Raw genomic sequence first — 17100 nt, 5'->3', positions numbered from 1 at the left:
GGAGTCACGCCTGTCCCTGAGTCGTACGGCGGGACTCCGTGTACTTGGCGTAGCGCTCGTACCGCTCGACCCGGCGCCGGTTGGCGCGCCGGAAGCGGCGGGCGACCAGCCGGGCGAGATCGGCGGCGCCGACCATGCCGGCCTCGGGACCGAGCTGGGCGCGGACGATGCGTGCCTCGGGGCGGTAGCCGCGCCCGGTGAGCTGGCGCTTGAACGCGTCCCGCGCGGGGGCGATCAGCAGCTCGTCGGCGGCCGACACACCGCCGCCGATCACGAAGCAGGACGGGTCCAGGGCGGCCGCGAGGTTGGCGATGCCGACGCCGAGCCACTGGCCGATGTCCTGGAGCAGCTCGATGCACATCGCGTCGCCGTCACGGGCCAGCTCGGTGATCATCGGGCCGGTGATGTCGCCGATCTGCCCCTTGACGTGCTCGATGATCCCGTACGCCACCGGGGAGTCGGCCGCGGCCAGCTCCTTGGCCTCCCTGACCAGCGCGTTGCCGGAGCTGTACTGCTCCCAGCAGCCGCGGTTGCCGCACGGGCAGCGGTGTCCGCCGGGGACGACCTGCATATGGCCGAACTCTCCGGCGACCCCGAACTTGCCGCGCTTGACCTGGCCGTCCTCCAGGATCGCGCCGCCGATGCCGGTGCCCAGCGTGATCATGACCAGGTGGTCCTCGTCGCGGCCGGCGCCGAAGCGCCACTCCGCCCAGGCGGCGGCGTTGGCGTCGTTGTCCACCAGGACCGGTACGGCGAGCCGTCCCGCGAGGCGGTCGCGGAGGGGTTCGTTGCGCCAGGACAGGTGCGGGGCGAACAGGATGCGGTTGCGGTCGGCGTCGACCCAGCCGGCCGCGCCGATGCCGACCGCGTGCACGTCGTGGCGGTCGGACAGGTCCAGGACCAGTTCGCAGATGGTGTCCTCTACGACCTTGGGGCTCTTGGACTTGTCCGGGGTCTCCGCGCGGAGCTTCTCCAGGATGTTGCCGTCGGCGTCGACCACGCCTGCCATCACCTTTGTGCCGCCGATGTCGATGCCGACCGTTGGCACGCGGGGTGCGGTCAGGTGTGAGCGGCGCTCCCGTGTGCCGACAGTGCGCAGTACCGGGGCGCGGCGGGAGCCGATGGGGGCGGTGAAGTTGCCGTAGGTGCTCATCACCGCCCGATTCTGCCTCACCGTGAGTAAGGGTGCTGTGCGGGGGAGCAATGGGGTGGTGCGAGATGTTTGCCGGGTGCGGGTGCGTTGTGGCTGATCGCGCAGTTCCCCGCGCCCCTAGCGGCGTTGCAGTTCATGGCGTAGATCGTCCAGCTCTGTTCCGCCTGCCATTTGCCTTGTCAGCTCGTCCAGCGTGACCGAGGACCGCGTGTGATTGCCTACCATCTCGCCCCTCTTCAGCAGGACGAACCTGTCCCCCACCATGTACGCGTGATGCGGGTTGTGGGTGATGAAGACCACGCCCAGGCCCTCGTCGCGGGCCGCCGCCACGTATTTGAGGACCACTCCCGACTGCTTGACGCCCAGCGCCGCCGTCGGTTCGTCCAGGACCAGGACCTTGGCACCGAAGTGCACCGCTCTCGCGATCGCCACGCACTGGCGTTCGCCGCCCGAGAGGGTGCCGATGGGCTGGTCGACGTCTCGTAGGTCGATGCCCATGCGCAGGAGTTCGGCGTGGGTCGTGCGGCGCATGAGGTCGACGTCCATGCGCTTGAAGGGGCCGGCGCCCTTGCGCGGTTCCGAGCCGAGGAAGAAGTTCCGCCAGACCGGCATGAGGGGGACGACCGCCAGGTCCTGGTAGACCGTGGCGATGCCGCGGTCCAGGGCCTCCCTCGGAGAGGACAGGCGGGTCTCCTCGCCCTCGATCCGCAGGGTGCCGCCGTCGTGCCGGTGCAGGCCCGCGATGATTTTGATCAGGGTCGACTTGCCCGCGCCGTTGTCCCCCAGGACACAGGTGACCTCGCCCGCGTCGACCTCCAGGGAGACACCCTCCAGGGCGCGGATGTTGCCGTAGTGCTTGCTGACGTCGGTCAATTCGACGAGGGTCACTTGGTCGCCTCCGCGCGCTTGCGGACCCAGGCGTTGAGCAGGGTCGCGAGGAGCAGCATCGCTCCGAGGAAGAACTTGAACCAGTCGGGGTTCCACTCGGCGAAGACGATGCCCTTGCTGGTCATGCCGAAGATAAGAGCGCCGACGGCCGAGCCGACCGCGCTTCCGTAGCCGCCGGTGATCAGACAGCCGCCGATGACGGCCGCGATGATGTAGATCAGCTCGTTGCCGACGCCCTCGCCGGACTGGACGACGTCGTACGAGTAGAGCAGGTGCTGGCCGGAGATCCAGGCGCCGAGGGCCACGCCCATGTACAGGCCGACTTTGGTCTTCGTGACCGGGACGCCCACCGCGCGGGCCGCGTCCTGGTTGCCGCCCACCGCGAAGATCCAGTTGCCGGCGCGGGTGCGCAGGAGGATCCAGGAGGCCAGTGCCACCAGGGCGAACCACCAGAGGATCGTGATCTTGAAGTCGACGTCGCCGATGGTCAGTGTCGAGGCGAAGACGTCGTGGGCGCTCGGGAAGCCCTCCATGTCGGAGATGGACTTCGTGGAGACCGTGCCGTCGATGAGCTTGGTGAAGCCTAGGTTCAGGCCGGTCAGCATCAGGAAGGTGCCGAGCGTGATGATGAAGCTGGGGAGTTTGGTGCGGGTGAGCATCAGGCCGTTGAAGGCGCCGACGGCGAGGGTGACCAGGAGCGAGACTCCTGTGCCCACCCAGGTGTTCGCCGTCATCTGGTAGCTGAACATCGACGAGACCAGCGCGGAGGTCGTGACCAGGACGCCCGCCGAGAGGTCGAACTCGCCGCCGATCATGAGGAGCGCCACCGGGACGGCCATGATGCCGATCGTGGAGGAGGCGTAGAGGACCGTGCTGAGGCTGGCGGGGCGCAGGAAGCCGTCGGCGACGAGGGCGAAGAAGACGAAGACGGCGAGCGCGCCGACCACCGAGCCGAGTTCGGGGCGGCCGAGCAGCTTGCGGAGGCGGGAGGTCTCCAGGAGGCGGTCGTCCGTGGAGGCTGTCGCCGCGCTCATCGGGTGCCTCGCTCGGTGTACTGCTCCAGGGCCGCCGCCTGGTCCTTGGTGATGATCTGCGGGCCGGTGAGGACGGGCTTGCCGCCACCGAGGACGTCGTCGTTGTACTTGTACAGCCACAGGAGGTCGACGGCCTCGTAGCCCTGGAGGTAGGGCTGCTGGTCGACGGCGAAGCCGAGGGTGCCGGACGTGAGCTCGGCGGCGACCTTGGCGTTGAGGTCGAAGGTGTCGATCTCGGCCTCGCTGCCCGCGTCCTGCTTGGCCTTCACGGCGGTGTCGGCGTACGGGGCGCCGAGCGTCACGACGGCGTCGATGGAGTCGTCGGCCTGGAGCTTGGCGCTGATCGCGGACTGCACGTCGGGCATGCTCGTGCCGGTGACGTAGAGGTTCTGGACGGTGCCGTCGAAGGTCTCCTTGACGCCCGCGCAGCGCTGTTCGTGGCCGACGTTGCCCTGCTCGTGCAGGACGCAGACCGCCTTCTTCTTCCCGCGCTTGTTGAGCTCCTCGCCGACGGCCTGGCCCGCGATCGTCTCGTCCTGGCCGATGTGGGCAAGGGCGCCGAACTCCTTGGACTCCTCGGAGCCGGAGTTCACGGTGATCACGGGGATGCCGGCCTTCTCGGCGCGGGCTACGGCGGCCTTCATCGCGTCGGGCTTGGCGAGGGTGACGATGATGCCGTCGACCTTCTTGTCGACGGCCGCGTCCACGAGCTGGGCCTGCTGCTGGGCCTCGTCGTCGTGGGAGTACAGGAAGTCGATGTTGTCCTTGACGGCGGCCTGCTTCGCGCCGTTCTGGACGATGTCCCAGAAGGTGTCGCCATCACCGGAATGGGTGATCATCGCGAAGGTCCAGCGGGGTGTGTTCACCGCCGCCCTCCCCTGGGCGGCCGCGGCCTCGCGGGCGTCCTCGGCGCGTTTGCCGCCGGTGCTGCTGCATCCGGCGAGTGACACGGAGAGTGCCCCTGCCAGCGCGATTCCTGCCCAGGTCCTCAGTCGTGCCACGAGGCCGTGCCCTTCTTGCTGTGTTCTGACGTACTAAGGGGCTGGTGACCTCACCAGCCCCAAACGCCCCATTGTTGAACACAGGCCTCGCACATCGCGTGACCGGGGACCGCGCGTCGGTCGCATTGTCCGGACATTGCGACCAATGCGGCGATCTTCGAGGGATCTCGCGGCCGTCCCCAGGGCCATTCTCAAGGCCGTTCTCAGGGCCTGACGAGCAGCTGGAACTCGAAGGAGTAGCGGGTCGGACGGTAGGTGTGGGTGCCGAACTCCACCGCGCGCCCGGTGTCGTCGAACGTCACGCGCTGCATGGTGAGCAGCGGGGCGCCCTCCTCCTCGGCGAGCCGGTCGGCCTCGGCGGCGGTCGCGCCGCGGGCGCCGATGGACTGGCGGGCACTGTGCAGGGTGATCCCGGCGGACCGCATCATCCGGTAGAGGCCGGTGGCCTCCAGCTGGGCGGTGTCCAGGTCGAGCAGGCCCGGCGGGAGGTAGTTGCAGAGGTACGCCATCGGCTCGCCGTGCGCGAGGCGCAGCCGCTCGACGCGGTGGACGTCGCTGTCCTCGGCCACGCCGAGCGCGGCGGCGATCTCGGCGGACGCCGGGACCATGGTGTTGACGATGACCTTGGTGGCGGGGCGCTGGCCCGCCGACTCCAGGTCGTCGTAGAGGCTGCTGAGCTCCAGTGGGCGCTTGACCTGGCTGTGCACGACCTGCGTGCCGACGCCGCGGCGGCGGACGAGCAGGCCCTTGTCGACGAGCGACTGGATGGCCTGGCGGACGGTGGGCCGGGACAGACCCAGGCGCGCGGCGAGCTCGATCTCGTTGCCCAGCAGGCTGCCGGGGGTGAGGCTGCCGTGCTCGATCGCGGCCTCCAGCTGCTGGGACAGCTGGAAGTACAACGGCACCGGGCTGCTCCGGTCCACACTGAGTTCGAGCGACACGGTCGGGTCCACATCTGGTTTCGGCACGGGCCGAGCGTAGCTCCGCGCGCTGTTGACGGGAAGTTGTGTAGTCAGATTGTCCGGACATATGCATTGACAGGGTGGGGGCCTCGGCCACATTTTGTTCACATGCGCATCGGGGTCATCGGGACGGGCCGGATCGGCACCATTCACGCGAACACACTCAGTCGCCATCGTGATGTCGGCTCCCTGATCCTCACGGACGCGGACGGCGCGCGGGCGCAGGAGCTGGCGCACCGGCTGGGGGAGACGGCCGCGCCGGGGGTCGACGAGATCTTCAAGTGGGGCGTGGACGCGGTGGTGATCACCACCGCCACGTCGGCGCACGCGGAGCTGATCGGGCGGGCCGCGCGGTCGGCGCTCCCGGTGTTCTGCGAGAAGCCGATCGCCCTCGACCTGCCGGGCACGCTCCAGGCGATCGGGGAGGTCGAGTCGGCCGGGACGGTGCTCCAGATGGGGTTCCAGCGGCGCTTCGACGCCGGGTACGTGGGCGCGCGGGAGGCCGTACGGTCGGGGCGGCTCGGTCGGCTGCACACCGTACGGGCGCTGACCTCCGACCAGGCGCCGCCGCCCGCCGCGTGGCTGCCCCTGTCCGGCGGGCTGTACCGGGACACGCTGATCCACGACTTCGACGCCCTGCGGTGGGTGACCGGGCGGGAGGTCGTCGACGTGTACGCGGCCGGGTCCGACGCCGGGCCGCCGATGTTCCGGGACGCGGGTGACATCGACACGGCCGCGGCCGTCCTCACCCTCGACGACGGCACGCTCGCCACGGCCACGGCGACGCGGCTGAACGGCGCCGGGTACGACGTACGGATGGAGCTGGCCGGGGAACTGGACCAGGTCGTCGTCGGCCTGGACGACCGCACGCCGATCGCCTCCACCGAGCCGTCGGGTCCGCCCGCCGCCACCAAGCCCTGGACCGGGTTCCTGGAGCGGTTCGGGCCCGCCTACGAGGCCGAGCTGAACGCGTTCGTGGAGGTGGTCCGGGACGGCGGGACCAACCCCTGCGACGGACGCGAGGCCCTCCAGGCGCTGCGGATCGCGGAGGCGTGCGAGGTGTCCCGGCGGGAGCGGCGGCCGGTACGGCTGGCGGAGCTGCCGGGCTGAAAGGCGACCGGCACCCGGCCCCGCGTCCCGCCAGGCCGCCCTACCAGCGCACCGGCAGACTCCGCAGCCCCCGTATCAGCATCCCCGGCAGCCACTCCCCCGGCGGTCCGTCGAGGGCGAGGTCCGGGGTGCGGCGCAGGAGGGTCTCCAGGGCGGTGGCGGCCTCCAGGCGGGCCAGGGGGGCGCCGAGGCAGTAGTGGATGCCGTGGCCGAAGGCGAGGTGGCCGCGGGGGTCGCGGCGGATGTCGAAGGTGTCCGGGGACGGGTAGCGGGTGGCGTCGCGGTCGGCCGCGGTGAGGCCGATCATGACGTGGTCGCCCCGGGCCACCGCGGTGCCCGCTATCTCCAGGGGCTCGGCGGCGTAGCGGAACGTCGCGTTCTCCACCGGTCCCTCGTAGCGCAGTGTCTCCTCCACGGCACCGTCGATGAGGCTCATGTCGGCGCGCAGGGCGGCGAGTTGGCCGGGGTGGGTGAGCAGGGCGTGGACGCCGTTGGTGATGAGGTTGACCGTGGTCTCGTGGCCGGCGATCAGCAGGAGGAAGGCCATGCCGCGCAGTTCGCGCGCGGAGAGGCGGTCGCCGTCCTCGGCGGTGGTGCGGATGAGGTCGCTCAGCAGGTCGTCGCCAGGCCCCGCGGAGCGCTTGTCCTCGATCAGCTCGCGGAGGTACGCGTCGAGCCGGACCACGGCGTCGTACGAGGCCTCGGGGCTGGTCGGGGCGACCACCTCCGTCGACAGCTTCCGGAACTCGGTGCGGTCCATCTCGGGCACGCCGAGGAGTTCGCAGATGACGGTGATCGGCAGCGGGTAGGCGAGGGACTGGACGAGGTCGGCGCGGCCGTACGGCAGCATCACGTCGAGTAGTTCGTCGGTGATCTCCTGGATCCTGGGCCGCAGTCGCTCCACCCGGCGCATCGTGAAGGCGCGGGAGACCAGGCCGCGCAGCCGGGTGTGCTCGGGCGGGTCGGCACCGAGCAGATGCCGGCCGATCAGCTCCTCCTCGTGGAAGGTCACGCTGATCCTGCGGCCGTCCTTGGAGAGCCGGGGGTCGGCGAGCGCCGCCCGCGCCTCCTCATGGCCGACGACGAGCCAGGCCCAGTAGTCGGGATCGGAGCCCGGCGGCCGGATCCGATGCACCGGTCCGCGCTCGCGCAGCCGCGCGTACACGGGATGCGGATCCCTGCGGAACGCGTCCCCGAACTCGCCCAGGTCGACCACTTCTGCCATGACCATCCTCTCCCCCTCGCGCTGAAGAACGCTCGGCCTCAAGAACGTTCGGCACGCCCCGCTAGTGCCCGCCCTCCCCGGTTCCCTCCGTTTCCTCCGCTTCCTCCAACAGCCCCGCGTCGTACGCCAGCAGCGCGATCTGCACCCGGTTGTTGAGGTCGAGCTTGGCGAGGACGCGGGAGACGTGGGTCTTGACGGTGGCCACGCTCATGAAGAGTCCGGCGGCGATCTCGGCGTTGGACAGGCCCCGGCCGACCGCGACGGCGACCTCGGTCTCGCGGTCGTTGAGGGCGGCGACCCGCTCACGCGCGCGTGCCCGGCGGGTGTCGGCGGCGGTGCCGGCCGCGTGGTGCATCAACTGCCGGGTGACGGTGGGCGACAGAACGGGGTCGCCGGCCGCGACCCGGCGTACCGCGTCGACGATCTGAGCGGGCGGGGTGTCCTTGAGGACGAACCCGGCGGCGCCCGCGCGCAGGGCGCGCAGGACCTGGTCGTCGGCGTGGAAGGTGGTGAGGACCACGACCTGCGGCGCGTCGGGCCGGGCGCGCAGCCGTTCGGTGGCGGTGAGGCCGTCCACGGACGGCATCCGGATGTCCATGAGGACGACGTCCGGGCGGGTGCGGTCGACGAGCGCGTCGACGTCCTTGCCGTCGGCGGCCTCGCCGACGATCTCGATGCCGTCGGCGCCGCCGATCATCAGGGACAGGCCGGCCCGCACCAGTGGATCGTCGTCGACGAGGAGCAGTCTGATCGCGGTCATGGGCCTTACGTAATCACGGTTTCGGGGCGTGGTGGCCTCGTACGGTTCCGGGGTCGTGGTGCCGTAGGTTCCGGCTCGTCGTGCCGTACGCCGTCAGCCGCGCAGCCGTACGCCGTGCCGGGTCTGGAGCCGGTGGATCTCCCACCAGGCCACCGCGCACACCGAGGCCGGGCCGCCGACGAACGCGAGGACCGAGATGACGGGCGGTCCCGGTGGCGGTCCGCCCGCGGCCAGGCTGATGATCGCGAACTCCCACACCAGGACGCCGGTGAGCAGGGCGGGCAGCGCCGCGTGCACCTCGGCGGAGTTGAACCCGCTGCGCACGGCGGGGCCGGTGGCGAACGCCAGGAAGAACAGCAGCCAGAACAGGGGCACCATGAGCACGACGGTGAACCAGGGCACGTCGGGGGTGGACAGCCCCTCCCGTTCGAGCAGCACGACCAGGCCCGTGATCAGGGGAATGGCCGTCACCGCGCCGACGTACCACAGCGCGGCCCTGCCCGCGGCGCGCACCCGCTGCCGCATGTGCGGCCTGGCGTGCGGCGGCGCCCAGCGGAACAGCACGGCGATCACCACGGGGGCGCTCAGGAGCAGCAGCGGCGGGGTGACCACGAGCCGCATCAGGTACTGCTCCTGTGCCTCGCCGAAGTCCTCCGGCTTGCCGTAGGCGATGAGCAGGGCGAGGGTCATGGCGGCCGCGCTCAGCGCCCGCGCCTTCTGAAGGCGTGTCACCTGAGGGTCGTGGAAGAGGCGGTGGGCGCGGGGCGGGAAGAGGCGGTGCGCCCTGACGCGGGCCGAGCGGGCGAACACGTAGGCCACCATCAGGCCCGGCACCACGAACCAGGTGCACGGCACCAGCAGGAGCACCCACGCACAGCCGTGGACCCGCTGCCGCAGGCCGCGCAACAGGTCGCGCAGCGGCGGCCATTCGGCGCCGCGCAGACCGCCCAGCAGGCCTCCCTGCGGGACGTACGGGCGCGGCTGCGGGACGTACGGCGGGTAGGGGTTCGGATACGGCGGGGGCGGGACGTAGGGCCCGTAGTTCGGCGGTGGCGGCGGATACGGGTTCGCCGGTGGCGGCTGGTACGGGTTCGAAGGCGGTGGCTGATACGGCGGTTGGTACGGATTGCCGGGTCCCCCGAAGCTCACGCTGCTGTTCCTTCCGGTGCTGGTGGTGCCGCGGCCGTGTGAGGCCGACCGAATCTGTTCACCCCAGTCAACTCGCTTCACGCCACGGGGTCATAGGGTTGTGCGGATCCGACCGGCACACGCCCCGTGAACGCCCTGTGTGCGCCCTGTCGTTGCTGGCAAGATCGTCGCATGCGCACCGTGTACGCCCTGTTCGTGGGCATCGACGACTATCCGGGACGCCATCGGCTGCGGGGCTGTGTCAACGACGCGCGGGAAGCGGAGAGTTGGCTGCGGCGGCAGACCGGGACGTTGACGCCCGTGGTCAAGGCCCTGCACGACGGGGAGGCGTCCAGGGCGGCCGTGCTGGCGGCCGTGGAGCGGCATCTCGGGCGGTGCGGTCCGGACGACACCGCGCTGTTCTGGTTCAGCGGGCACGGCAGCGAGTACCGCACGGACGATCCGCGCGAGGCGACCGGCTGGGCGCAGGCGCTGGTGTGCCAGGACAGTCTGGGGCCGCGCGGCCGACCGATGCTCCAGGACACCGAGCTGGGCGCGCTGCTCGACGGCATCGCGGCGCGCGGCACTCATGTCCTCGCGGTCCTCGACTGCTGCCACGCGGGCGGCGCGACCCGCGACCTCGGCTTCGGGCCGCCCGGCGGGACCGGCCGGGGCGTGGACTGGCAGCCCTGGTGGCCGATCCCGACCAGGGTCCGGGAGGCCAGCGGCGCGGGCCCCGAGGCGGCCCGGCATGTGCTGCTCGCGGCCTGCCGTCCGGACGAGCGTGCGCACGAGAACGCCATCGACGGGCGGTTCCGCGGCTACTTCAGTCACGCGCTGCTGGGCGCGCTCGACCGGCTGGGGCCCACCGCCGCGTACGGCGCGCTGCACGCCCTGGCGGAGGAGGGGGTGCGCGCGAGGACGCCGCTCCAGCATCCCGAGCTGCGCGGCCCGGAGAACGGCGGCTTTCTATCGGGGGATCCGGTCTCGACCGAGCCGTTCCTGCTCCGGCACACGACGTCCGGCTGGGAGGTCAACTGCGGCAGGGCGCACGGGCTGCGGGCGACCGGCGCGGAGTTCACGCTGCTGGGCGGGCCGACGTCGCGCAAGGTCGTCGTACGCCAAGTGCTGCCCGAGTCCTGTCTGGTGGAACCGGACGGCTGGCAACCGGGGCCGCACGACCGGTACTTGGCGCACCCGGTGACACCGACCGCGCTCGCGTTCACGCCCGCCGCCGTGACGCTCTCCGGGGACCCCGGGACCGTGCGGCTGCTGTCGGCGGCCATGGCGCCGGTGCCGGTGCTCGCCCTCGGCGGGAAGGGGCTGCCGTTGCGGGTGGACGTGGCGGGCGGATGGGCGCGGGTGTCGGGCGGGGCCGGGTATCCGGTGCCCGATCTGCCGTTGCGGACGGGGGCGGACGCGGAGCGGGTCGTCGACTGCCTGACGCATCTGGCCCGTTGGCATCACATCCTGGAGCTGCACAATCCCGATCCCCTGCTGTCGTCGCTGGTCCGGGTGACCGTCGAGGGCACGTCGGTGGGGCGGGTGGAGTACTCCGCGGACGGCGAGATCGTCTGCGGGTACACCCCGGACGGCCGGGAGCCGCAGGTGATGGTCCGCGTCCACAACGCCTCCGACCGTCAACTGTGGTGCGTACTGCTGGACCTGACGGATCGTTACGCCAGCTCTCCGCATCTGTATGAGGGCGAGTTCGTCGCGGCCGGCAAGGCCGGTCTCGCGCGGCGCGGGGAGCCGGTGTGGCTGCGGCTGCCGCCGGGGCGGGCGTTGGTGCGGGGGGCCTTCGCGCGGGACTGGCTGAAGGTGATCGTGACCGAGAACGAGCTGAACCTCGCGCCGTTCCGGATGTCCGCCTGGCCTCCTGCCGGGCCCGGCGAGGGGCCGCGCGAGCAGCAAGAGGGCGACGGTGGCGGGCTGTTGCGGCTCGCCACGCCGACGTACGGGCGGGACGCGGGCGGTCCGGCGCACGACGTGGGCCGCTGGGGGACGGCCCAGGTCGTGGTGCGCACCGAGGTCACCTGACCCCGCATCACCAGCCCAGGTGGGTGAAGCCGGCCCAGGCGGTCAGGTCGGCGCCGCTGATACGGCCTACGCGGCCCTGGAGTTGGGTGGGCATGCCGGGCGGGGCCTGGCGGTGGTCGTCCAGCATCCACAACTGGGCGCTGCGCAGGGCGGGTCCGGGTGCGAGGCCGTCGCGGCTCATGAAGTGGTGGGTCATGTACATCAGCAGGGACGTCGCCTCGTCGGGCACCGGCCACAGGGAGCCGATCACCGAGCGGGCACCGGCCACGAGGAACGCGGTGGACAGGCTGTACGCCTCGTCGTAGCCGCGCCCCGACACATTGGTGCGGCACGCGGCGAGCACGACCAGCTCCAGCTCCCGGAAGCGGCTACTGCCCTCGGTGAGTTCCTCGGCCGCCAACTCGCCGCCGGACAGGGCGAGATAGGCGCTGTGCCGCTCGCCCTGGCGCACCACTCCGTGGCAGGCGAGGTGCAGGAGTCCGCCGCGCTGCCGGCGCAGCCAGTCGGTGACGGCGGCGGGCGTGGCCCGGCCGGGGCCCAGCAGTTCGCCCTGCGGATGGAAGGCGCGGCGGATGGCGTCGGCCTCCTCGCCCGCGTGGTGGAGGTCGCGGGTGGGGTTGCCGACGACGAGGGCCTGCCGGGTCCGGGCGGCGGGCCGGGCGGCGACCTCGCACAGCAGCCGGGCCGAGGGCAGGTAGGAGATGTCCGTCTCCTGACAGGCGTGACGGTGGCCGCGCCGTCCGGGCATCCGGGCCGCGTGCCAGGGCACGGCGCCGAGCTCCGCCATGGGCAGCAGCACGACGGAGGGCACCCGGCCGTAACCGCGCGGGAGGTGCTTGAGGAGCGGTTCCATCACCGCCGTACCGGCCCAGTCGCAGAGCCGTTCCAGGGCGGCCCGGCTCACCTCCGGGCGGGGCGGCGGGGCGGGGGTGGGGTCGGTGGGCGGGCCGCCGGCGTCGCGGCCGGGGGTGCCGGTGGCGCGGTAGGAGGCCAACTCCGTTGCCTCGACGAGGAGTCGGGGCAGGGGCAGGGCCCGGGTGCTGCCGTCGGCCGAGACGATGAGCGCCTGCCCTTCGTCGGCGTACCGGCCGAAGAACATCCGGTCCGTCAGGCTCGGATCCTCCGCGCTGCCGGGGACCAGGTAGACGAGAGCGGTCCTCCCCATGGTGCGCAGGGCCGCGCCGATCTCCTCGGGGGACGGCGCGTCCAGCAGCCGCTGCCGCAGGGGGGACGCGGAGAGCGCCTGGAGGACCCGGCGGCGCAGCCGGCTGGACGGGCCGGAGAGGGGCAGCTGCCCCGCGAGGGTCAGCCCGGCCTCCGGCTGAGGCGCGACCACGGCACCGGCACGGCGCCATTCGTCGGCGAGTTGCGGCTGCCCCGCGGCGGCCAGCAGGTCGGGCACGGTGGTCGACACCGTCGCCGCGTGCAGGGCGAGGCCCCGTCCGGCGTCGAGTGCGCGGACGGCGTCGGCGTGGGCGCCGTCGGCGATGCACCAGCGGGCCACGTCGAGCGCGTTCTCGCCGGCCCGCCGGGCGGTCTCGGCGGCGTGGGCGGTACCGGACTGGAGGATGCCCTGCCAGGCCGCGGCCCGCAGCGCGTCGAGGCCGACGCGCCGGGACTCCTCGTGGTTGCGGCGCTTGGCGTGGCGGTCGCGCGGATGCAGGTAGTCGCCGCGCACCCGGTACGCCATGGCGAGCGCCATCCCGGTGTTCCCCCAGATGGGATGGTCCGGTCCGCCGGTCAGCTTGAGGGTGTGGCGCAGCCAGGAGATGCCCTGGTCCAGGTGGTGGGGGCAGTCGGCGGGGGGTGCGATGGCGTTCATGGCGAGCATGCAGTGGGCCATGCCGAGGATGCCGGCGTTGCGGAGCCACCGTTCGTCGTCGGGCTCCAGCAGATCCATGGCCCCCTCGACCAGGGCGAGCGCCTCCATCGTGCCCCGGTGGTCGCCGGCGAGCATGGCGCGCGTCGCCCGGGTGAGGCCGACGTCGCCGAGCCGGTCGATCCGCGCGTTCTCCGGGACGGTGGCGAGTTGACGTCGCACCTCGTCCAGGGGAGTCGCGGGCGGGAAGTCCGCCGCGGTGAGGTCTTCGCCGGTGCGGCGGGCACGGAGGACCACCAGGTTGCCGCGGGCGGCGTCGAGGTAGGCCTCCAGGTTGGGCCGGTCCATCTGGTCGGGCGACATGCGCGCCAGGCCGGACTCCATCTCCGCGATCCGCAGGGCGAGTTCGGCCTCGTCCTCGCGCCGGGTGGCCTGGTGGGAGCGGTATCCGGCCAGCTGCACGGCCAGGAGCAGCCGCTGCTGCTCACCGAAGGCGGGGGAGTCGACGAGCCGGGCCAGGTCCTCGACGGCGGAGTCGAAGTCGTCCTCGCCGCCGCCGAGTTGGGCCAGGAGGATACGGGCTCCGGCATGGGAGACCTCGACCGCGTCCCGCTGGGGGCTGCCGGGCGGCAGCATGTCGCGGGCCTCCTCCAGGCGGGCCAGCGAAGCCTCCAACTCCGCCGGGTCGCCCAGGTGTTGCATCGCCTGCATGCCGCTCACGCCCAGAACGCCGGCCTGCCAGGCCTGTTCCTGCGGCCCGTACTTCCGCGCCTCGTCGAGGAGTTCCCGCTGCCGCCCCTCGTCGGCGACCGGCCGGTCGAACATGAGGTGGGGAAGGATGCTGATGATCTGCCCCGCGCGCAGACCGGACATCGTGGTGCCCCGGGGCAACGCCTTCCAGTCCTCGTAGAGCATGTCGTACGCCTCGCGCCCCGAGGCACAGCCCAGATGGCCGAGCACCAGGGAGGTGAGCCGGACCATGTCCTGGGCGTCATTCAGCCCCTGGTGCGCGCCCTGCTGGATCTCGTAGAGCAGCGCGTGCAAGTCGTAGGCGTGCTGCGGCACTTCAGATCGTCCGTTCCGGCCGCCGTGGCGCGGCCTGTGTCCTGTACGGCGCGAGGACGCCGTTGAGCCAGCGCTCGCCCTCCTCGGTCCCGAAGTCGACGGACGGCGCGCCCGTCGCCTCCAGGACCGCTCCCCCGCCGCGGTCCTCGAAGAGCACGGCGACCCGGTCGGCGGGCTCGCGTTTCGACGGCCAGACGAAGCCCTGCGCCCAGGGTTTCGTCCGATGGCGGATCCAGTGTCCCCAGTCCCGGGTCTGCGGATAGTCCGCGCCCTCGGTGTGCACCAGCCAGGTGTCCTGCGCCACCGCCGCGAGGTCCGCGCCGGACATCAGCGACACCACCTCGACGTCGGCGGTCAGCCGCAGGAAGGACAGACTCCGCCGCTCGAACGCGACACGCGGCAGCAGCCGCGGTCCGCCGTCGCCCTCGAAGGGCAGCGAGCGCAGCAGCACCTCGCTCACGGCAGCGCCGACCCCGAAGCCGATGTAGAGGTAGCCGTAGGGGTCGTACGGGGTGCTGTCGAAGCGGCCGCCGTAGTAGAAGGGGTGCGAGGGACGGGAGTTGTACGCCGTCGGCGCGCGGTGCGTGGAGTGGACCCGGTAGACGGGCGTGCCGGCGCGCAGGACGGCGCGGGTGGGTTCGCCGGGCAGCTTCTCGGGCGGCGGGTACTTGCCCATCGGTCACTCCCCTTCCCCGTCGGCGGCCACCAAGGCCCGTGCGGCGCCCAGCAGTTCGGCGTCCCGGTCGCGGCCGAGCAGACCGGCGGGGGTACCGTCCCACCATGTCGTGCGGGACAGCCACCAGTCGGCGGCGCCCCACGGATCGGCCTCGGCGCGCAGCACGGCGTTGACCTCCGGCACGATCCGCCACGGCATGGTCCCGGCCTCGAACTGGAACAGCGGGAGCAGTGTCCGGCCGTCGTCCCCCGACAGGGCTATGAGCCGCGGATCGGCCTCGGGCCACCACTCCGACATGGGCTGTGCGAGCAGTCGTTGTCGTACGGCGCCCAGGACCGGCCCGACCATCGGGTTCCCGTCGAGCACCAGCAGGCACAGGTCGGCGGCGTCGAACCCCTCGTACTGCGCGGCGTCTGACGCGTCCACGAACCGCCCCTGACCGTCACCGTCACCATCGCCGCCGCCACCGTCCCGGCCCAGCCGTGCGGCCTCCGCCGCCGGGAGGGCGTCCAGGAGGGTCCGGGCCGCCCGCTCGGCTGCGGTGCGCTGATCCGGCCCGGCGGCCCGCAGCTCGGCGAGCCGGTCGCCGAGGGCTCGCAGTGCGGCAGGGGCGAGCAGCCGGGACAGACGGCCGAAGTCGGCGGCGAACGCGGCGAGTACGACGAAGGGGTTCATCGGCGGGCACGCTCCCTGGTCGACTCCGGTGTCGGTAACGGCTGTTGGGGCGGGCCGAGCACAGCGAAGGGGATCATCCGCACGACGAAGGCGTTCTGCCGCACGCACGCTCCCTCTGTGACTCCGGTGTCCTCGAAAGCTGTTGGGACGCGCGCCTGGGCGCGACGAAGGGGGATCATCCGCACGCGCCCTCCCCCGCCGACTCCGCCGACTCCGCCGCGTTCAAGGGCTGTTGGGTCGCGCCGAGCACCTCCGTGACCAGCTCCGCGAGGAGGGGTCTGCGGACGACGAGATGGAGTTCGCGGTCGGCGGTGGGGTCGGCGGCCAGCGCGGACCACAGGGCGCTGACGCTGTACTGCGGGGGCAGACCGCCGCGTCCCGCGCCCAGCAGGGGGAAGCAGATCGTGCGCAACGGCGGGTCGTGGGCGTCGCGTTCCTCGTCCATCAGGGCGAGTGCGCGGGCCGCGGCGCCGGCGACGTCCTGCGGGGTGACGTCGTAGTCGTTGGTGCCGGGCCGGGGGACGGTGACGGCCGCGTGGTAGATACGGCGGACTCCGCGCGCGGCGAGAGCCCCGGGCCCGGTCGGCGCGACGGTTCCGGGGAGGACCGGTCGTCCCGAAACTCCGTTCTTCCGGCGCCACTCGTCCAGTTCCTCGTGGACGGGGTCGTGGGTCACGTCGCCCCGCGCGTCGCGCACCGCACCGGCGCGGCGCAGTGCGGCCGGTACGGATGCCTTGAAGATCTCGGGCAGGGCGAGATGGGTGTTGGCCGGTGAAACGATCACGTCCACGTTCCGGAGGAGTTCGACGGGGTGCACATGGAGTGTCACGTCGAGGGGCCCGACGCGCAGGAAGCGGTGTTGCAGATGCGGGGCGAGCAGGGCGGGGCCGGTCCCCGTGGCGCGTCGCGCGCCGACGCCGGCGAGCCAGCACACCTGCTCGGCGATCTGGCCGAGGACCATCTCCTCCTGGCTCTTGCGGAACCGCTCGACGCTGACGCTGTACGCCCGTGCGGCGAGCCTGCGCCGGTCCGCCGCGGGGCGGTCGCGCATCCCCGGTGCCAGGCCCAGCGTGAACTCGGCCGCCGTCTGGAGCGTGCCTCCGCCGAGCCGGGCCACGGCGACCCGCAGCAGGTCCTCGACCTCGACGGGCCAGGCGTCGGTGAGCGCGCCGGAGTGCGGGGCGGCCGCCCGCCTCAGCAGCGGAAGGTCCAGGTCACGGATCCGGACCAGGCCCTCCACCCGGACCATCTTCACCTCCCTGAGGACCGACGCGACCTCGAACTCCGCAGCACCAGGAGACATGCCCCCCATGATCGCGGGCCCGCCGCACCGGCCACAAGTGCCGCACAACGGACCACGCTAGCGGGTTCGGGGGACGGAGACGGGGGGTTGACGGGGCGTCATCCGGTCGCGGGTGGGGCGGAGTTGGGGCGGTGACTGACGGAGTGAGGCTGGTTCGGGGAGCGGCGAAGAGGCGTCGACAGAGCGTCACCGGATCGCGGGCGGAGCGGGGTGAGGGCGGCTTCGGGAAGCGCCGAACGGAATTTGACAGGGCGTCACCCG

14 protein-coding genes are annotated in these 17100 nt (G+C 72.3%); 2 read left to right on the top strand and 12 right to left on the bottom strand.

Features of this window, described 5'->3' with window-relative positions:
• Positions 1–4: 4 nt before the first annotated feature.
• From ABZ928_RS03060 to ABZ928_RS03040, 5 genes are all read right to left on the bottom strand, one after another.
• Positions 5–1153, bottom strand: coding sequence for an ROK family glucokinase (locus ABZ928_RS03060; protein WP_361514921.1), 1149 nt, complete (start codon positions 1151–1153; stop codon positions 5–7).
• 117 nt (positions 1154–1270) lie between these two features.
• A complete protein-coding gene (locus ABZ928_RS03055; protein ID WP_361514706.1) occupies positions 1271–2041 on the bottom strand; it encodes an ATP-binding cassette domain-containing protein in 771 nt (256 codons plus the stop codon).
• Positions 2038–3075: an ABC transporter permease gene (locus ABZ928_RS03050; RefSeq protein WP_361514705.1), complete on the bottom strand. Its 1038-nt coding sequence runs from the start codon at positions 3073–3075 to the stop codon at positions 2038–2040. The genes ABZ928_RS03055 and ABZ928_RS03050 overlap by 4 nt, the downstream gene beginning before the upstream one ends.
• Positions 3072–4076, bottom strand: coding sequence for a sugar ABC transporter substrate-binding protein (locus ABZ928_RS03045; RefSeq protein ID WP_361514704.1), 1005 nt, complete (start codon positions 4074–4076; stop codon positions 3072–3074). The genes ABZ928_RS03050 and ABZ928_RS03045 overlap by 4 nt, the downstream gene beginning before the upstream one ends.
• 203 nt (positions 4077–4279) lie before the next feature.
• Positions 4280–5017, bottom strand: a complete 738-nt coding sequence (locus ABZ928_RS03040; protein WP_361514920.1) for a GntR family transcriptional regulator — start codon at positions 5015–5017, stop codon at positions 4280–4282.
• A 129-nt stretch (positions 5018–5146) separates the two neighbouring features.
• On the opposite strand from ABZ928_RS03040, the gene ABZ928_RS03035 reads away from it, so the two are divergent.
• A complete protein-coding gene (locus tag ABZ928_RS03035) occupies positions 5147–6148 on the top strand; it encodes a Gfo/Idh/MocA family oxidoreductase (protein ID WP_361514703.1) in 1002 nt (333 codons plus the stop codon).
• Between the two features lie 40 nt (positions 6149–6188).
• On the opposite strand, the gene ABZ928_RS03030 is transcribed toward ABZ928_RS03035, so the two are convergent.
• The 3 genes from ABZ928_RS03030 to ABZ928_RS03020 all read right to left on the bottom strand — a co-directional run bounded on the left by ABZ928_RS03030 (position 6189) and on the right by ABZ928_RS03020 (position 9282).
• Positions 6189–7373 carry a cytochrome P450 gene (locus ABZ928_RS03030; RefSeq protein ID WP_361514702.1) on the bottom strand — a complete coding sequence of 395 codons (1185 nt, stop codon included), beginning with the start codon at positions 7371–7373 and terminating at the stop codon, positions 6189–6191.
• 61 nt (positions 7374–7434) lie between these two features.
• Complete coding sequence (locus tag ABZ928_RS03025; protein WP_361514701.1) at positions 7435–8133, bottom strand: response regulator transcription factor; 699 nt, start codon at positions 8131–8133, stop codon at positions 7435–7437.
• A gap of 93 nt (positions 8134–8226) precedes the next feature.
• A complete protein-coding gene (locus ABZ928_RS03020; protein WP_361514700.1) occupies positions 8227–9282 on the bottom strand; it encodes a hypothetical protein in 1056 nt (351 codons plus the stop codon).
• A gap of 171 nt (positions 9283–9453) precedes the next feature.
• On the opposite strand from ABZ928_RS03020, the gene ABZ928_RS03015 reads away from it, so the two are divergent.
• Positions 9454–11301: a caspase family protein gene (locus ABZ928_RS03015; protein ID WP_361514699.1), complete on the top strand. Its 1848-nt coding sequence runs from the start codon at positions 9454–9456 to the stop codon at positions 11299–11301.
• 7 nt (positions 11302–11308) lie between these two features.
• On the opposite strand, the gene ABZ928_RS03010 is transcribed toward ABZ928_RS03015, so the two are convergent.
• The 4 genes from ABZ928_RS03010 to ABZ928_RS02995 form a co-directional block, all read right to left on the bottom strand.
• Positions 11309–14185 carry a CHAT domain-containing protein gene (locus tag ABZ928_RS03010; RefSeq protein WP_361514698.1) on the bottom strand — a complete coding sequence of 959 codons (2877 nt, stop codon included), beginning with the start codon at positions 14183–14185 and terminating at the stop codon, positions 11309–11311.
• A gap of 1 nt (position 14186) precedes the next feature.
• A complete protein-coding gene (locus tag ABZ928_RS03005) occupies positions 14187–14861 on the bottom strand; it encodes an RES family NAD+ phosphorylase (RefSeq protein WP_361514697.1) in 675 nt (224 codons plus the stop codon).
• 3 nt (positions 14862–14864) lie between these two features.
• Complete coding sequence (locus ABZ928_RS03000; RefSeq protein ID WP_361514696.1) at positions 14865–15536, bottom strand: hypothetical protein; 672 nt, start codon at positions 15534–15536, stop codon at positions 14865–14867.
• A gap of 175 nt (positions 15537–15711) precedes the next feature.
• The gene (locus ABZ928_RS02995) at positions 15712–16839 is read right to left on the bottom strand and encodes a hypothetical protein (RefSeq protein ID WP_361514695.1); all 1128 of its coding nucleotides are present in this window, start codon (positions 16837–16839) and stop codon (positions 15712–15714) included.
• Positions 16840–17100: the final 261 nt, after the last annotated feature.

Source organism: Streptomyces sp. NPDC046909, from assembly GCF_040644695.1.
Taxonomy (GTDB): Bacteria; Actinomycetota; Actinomycetes; order Streptomycetales; family Streptomycetaceae; genus Streptomyces.
This window is presented reverse-complemented; position numbering and strand designations above follow the sequence as displayed.

What these genes read in the sequence shown, in the direction of transcription:
- ABZ928_RS03030 (WP_361514702.1), bottom strand. Translation starts at nt 7,373, where the DNA reads ATGGCAGAAGTGGTCGACCTGGGCGAGTTCGGGGACGCGTTCCGCAGG.
- ABZ928_RS03050 (WP_361514705.1), bottom strand. Translation starts at nt 3,075, where the DNA reads ATGAGCGCGGCGACAGCCTCCACGGACGACCGCCTCCTGGAGACCTCC.
- ABZ928_RS03060 (WP_361514921.1), bottom strand. Translation starts at nt 1,153, where the DNA reads ATGAGCACCTACGGCAACTTCACCGCCCCCATCGGCTCCCGCCGCGCC.
- ABZ928_RS03005 (WP_361514697.1), bottom strand. Translation starts at nt 14,861, where the DNA reads ATGGGCAAGTACCCGCCGCCCGAGAAGCTGCCCGGCGAACCCACCCGC.
- ABZ928_RS03000 (WP_361514696.1), bottom strand. Translation starts at nt 15,536, where the DNA reads ATGAACCCCTTCGTCGTACTCGCCGCGTTCGCCGCCGACTTCGGCCGT.
- ABZ928_RS02995 (WP_361514695.1), bottom strand. Translation starts at nt 16,839, where the DNA reads ATGTCTCCTGGTGCTGCGGAGTTCGAGGTCGCGTCGGTCCTCAGGGAG.
- ABZ928_RS03035 (WP_361514703.1), top strand. Translation starts at nt 5,147, where the DNA reads ATGCGCATCGGGGTCATCGGGACGGGCCGGATCGGCACCATTCACGCG.
- ABZ928_RS03015 (WP_361514699.1), top strand. Translation starts at nt 9,454, where the DNA reads ATGCGCACCGTGTACGCCCTGTTCGTGGGCATCGACGACTATCCGGGA.
- ABZ928_RS03025 (WP_361514701.1), bottom strand. Translation starts at nt 8,133, where the DNA reads ATGACCGCGATCAGACTGCTCCTCGTCGACGACGATCCACTGGTGCGG.